The sequence below is a fragment of the Moraxella sp. CTOTU49803 genome (assembly GCF_032097965.1).
Lineage (GTDB): Bacteria > Pseudomonadota > Gammaproteobacteria > Pseudomonadales > Moraxellaceae > Faucicola > Faucicola tetraodonis.
Window position 1 is genome coordinate 1 of record NZ_DAMCJP010000024.1, and the last position, 3,048, is coordinate 3,048.

The 3,048-nt window shown below is 42.6% G+C and carries 2 protein-coding genes; one reads left to right on the top strand and one right to left on the bottom strand.

What is annotated here, in order from left to right; genetic code table 11:
- Window positions 1-450 (bottom strand): IS5 family transposase (locus RT422_RS12080; protein ID WP_313422525.1); only part of this gene is annotated, 450 nt, incomplete at its 3' end.
- 164 nt (window positions 451-614) lie between these two features.
- Between RT422_RS12080 and RT422_RS12085 the strand changes: the two genes are divergently transcribed.
- Complete coding sequence (locus RT422_RS12085; RefSeq protein WP_313422523.1) at window positions 615-2,990, top strand: FdhF/YdeP family oxidoreductase; 2,376 nt, start codon at window positions 615-617, stop codon at window positions 2,988-2,990.
- Window positions 2,991-3,048: the final 58 nt, after the last annotated feature.

Sequence of the window (3,048 nt, forward strand, 5' to 3'; positions counted from 1 at the left end):
TTGGGTATTGTCGGTATGTTTGCCTTTTTTAGCTCGTTTGTTTTTGGCTTCAACGATACTGGCATCAATGATGCTAACACTGCCTGCTTTGATGATGATATTTTGCTCGGCTAGTTGCTCATTGATTTGGTTGAATAAGGGTTTTATGAGTCCAAGTTCACCTAAGTGTTTGTGGTATCGCCAGATGGTGCTGTGGTCGGGTACGTTATCGGTAAGCGATAGACCAACAAAGCGACGAAATAGTAAATCTCTTGCCAGTTGTTTTTCCATGGCTGGGTCGGATAGGTTATAGAGTTTTTGTAGTAGTAAGATTTTAAACATGATGACAGGGTGAAAGGCACTTTCGCCACGATCACTGCTATGAACGTGGCGTAAGGTTTGCTCGATAGTTTGCCAGTTGATTAGGTTATGTAGTTCATCAAGTTCTTCGATGGCTTTATGACCATTGATGAGACTGTCTGCTAGGGAGAGTTACCCTGTTTGTTTCCATGCCATATTCGTGTCTTTTGCTATCTTTTTGACTTTACTGTATTATATCAATTTTACAAACTTTTGTTTATTTTTTAGTGCAAAGGTTTCTAATTTATCTCTCCTCAAATATTTTGGAAAACGCCATGCGATTAATGCAACCCTTCCATACGTTGACGAATCAAATTTTTGACTATGTCAATCTTCCTCATGGTTTGACTCATACCACCGATTTGAACCAAACCGATAATAAACTTGATGCGCTTATTAGGCCAGCTGGGGGTTGGGGTGCGTTGATAGCCGTGCAAGGTAATATGCGAAAGCAGAAGGCATTGACCCGTGCGCCAATCACATTATTAGACCTAAATCAGCCATTTGGCACTAAGTGCCCAAGTTGTGCATTTCCAAACGGCAAAAAAAAGCCCATTAATTTTTGTGAAAATGGGGCTAAAGCAACGGCATTTGAAACCACCAAAAAAACCGTGACGGCTGATTTTTTTGCCAAATATACCGTCACTGAACTGCTCGCGCAAAGTGATTATTTCTTGGAAAACCAAGGACGCTTGACTGAGCCTATGCAGTACAATGCGGCGACTGATAAGTACGAACCCATCGAATGGGAAGCTGCTTATCAGTTGATTGCCAGTCATCTCAATCGATTGGATGACCCGAATGAAGCTGTCTTTTATACCTCTGGTCGAGCCAGTAATGAAGCGTCGTTTTTGTATCAGTTATTTACCAAATGCTATGGCACGAACAATATGCCAGATTGCTCCAATATGTGCCATGAAGCAAGCAGTGTGGGGTTAAAAGATAGTATCGGCTTAGGTAAAGCAACCATCGTAATGGATGACTTTGAGCATTGTGACAGCGTGTGGAGTTTTGGGCATAATCCAGGTACCAATCACCCACGTATGCTAGAAACATTGGCAAATGTCGCTGAGCGCGGTGGCAAAATCATTGTGATTAATCCGCTTAAAGAGCGGGGACTTACCCGTTTTCAAGATCCAAAACGCCCAAGCCAAATGCTGACAAATGGTAGCACGCCACTTAGTCACTATTTTTTCCAGCTAAACATTGGCTCAGACTATGCGTTAATGACGGGCATACTCAAGCATTTAGATAATTGGGATCGCGAGGCACGGGATAACGGTAAAGCCGCTATTTTTGATCATGACTTTATTCAAGCCCAGACCGTAGGCTTTGATGAAATGATTGCAGGGGTAAGGGCGACCGATTGGCAAACCATTTATCATATTACAGGGTTAGACGCGCAGCAAATTGAGCAACTAGCCCAGCTTTATCGAGAGAGTAAACGTCCTATTTTAACATGGTGTATGGGCATCACCCAGCATCGTCATGGTACGGACAATGTGCATATATTGGCAAATTTAGCCTTGGTTATGGGACATATTGGCAAGACAGGGACGGGACTTGCGCCGATTCGTGGGCATAGTAATGTTCAAGGTAACCGTACCATGGGTGTATGGGACAAGCCTTCAGATAAGCTACTTGATCAAATCGACAAAGTTTTTGGCATTAAGTCCCCTAGAGCGCATGGCTATAACGTTGTAGAGACCCTTGAAGCCATGCAACAAGGCAAGGTTAAAGTATTTATGAGCCTAGCGGGCAATTTTGCAGTGGCAACCCCCGATAAAGCACGTACAGAAGCGGGTATTCGCGGCTGTGAGTTAACGGTACAGATACAGACCAAGCTCAATCGTAGCCACTTGATTCATGGTAAAGAAGCCATTATTTTACCTTGTTTAGGACGAACAGAAATTGATAAGCAAGGCGACAATAACCAATACATTAGTATTGAAGATTCCATGTGTAATGTGGTGTTGTCACAAGGAGCGCGTCAGCCTGTTTCACATAAATTGCGCGCTGAAACTGAGATTATCGCAAGTATCGCTGCGGCTACACTTAGGCATAGCCCGATTCGTTGGGCTTGGTATGTAGAAGATTACGACCGAATTCGTAATGACATTGCTAAAGCCATTGAAGGCTTTGATAACTTTAACCAAAAAGTCTATACCAAACAAGGCTTTCATCTACCGCATCCTGCCAACCGTTATGAATGGCAGACCCAATCTGGTAAAGCCACCTTTTCCTTTACACCGTTAACCGAGATTTATGCAGATAAATTGACGGCTCAGCCCGATGATTTATTAACACTAACCAGTATCCGTTCTCATGACCAATTCAATACCACCATTTATGGGTTGGATGACCGCTATCGCAACGTTTTTGACACGCGGCAAGTAATTTTTATGAATGCTGATGATGCTGATAGATTGGATTTAAAAGCAGGTGATAAGGTGACTATCCAAAGTGAATACGGCGATGGTATTGAGCGAAAAGTCACAGGCTTTCAAGTCATTTTGTATGATATCCCTAAAGGCAATCTAGCCATGTACTACCCTGAAGCCAATCCACTGATTGCGATGACAGATTTTGATAAAAAATCAGGCATGCCTGCCTTTAAAACCGTGTCGGTTAGGCTGAAAAAATGTGCTTAATAATCATAGGGTTGCTTAAAAAACCCTATGGATGATTGTTAAATGTAAAAGTATCATT

Excerpts from the sequence above, each read along its gene's own strand:
- RT422_RS12085 (WP_313422523.1), top strand. The coding sequence starts at position 615 with ATGCGATTAATGCAACCCTTCCATACGTTGACGAATCAAATTTTTGAC.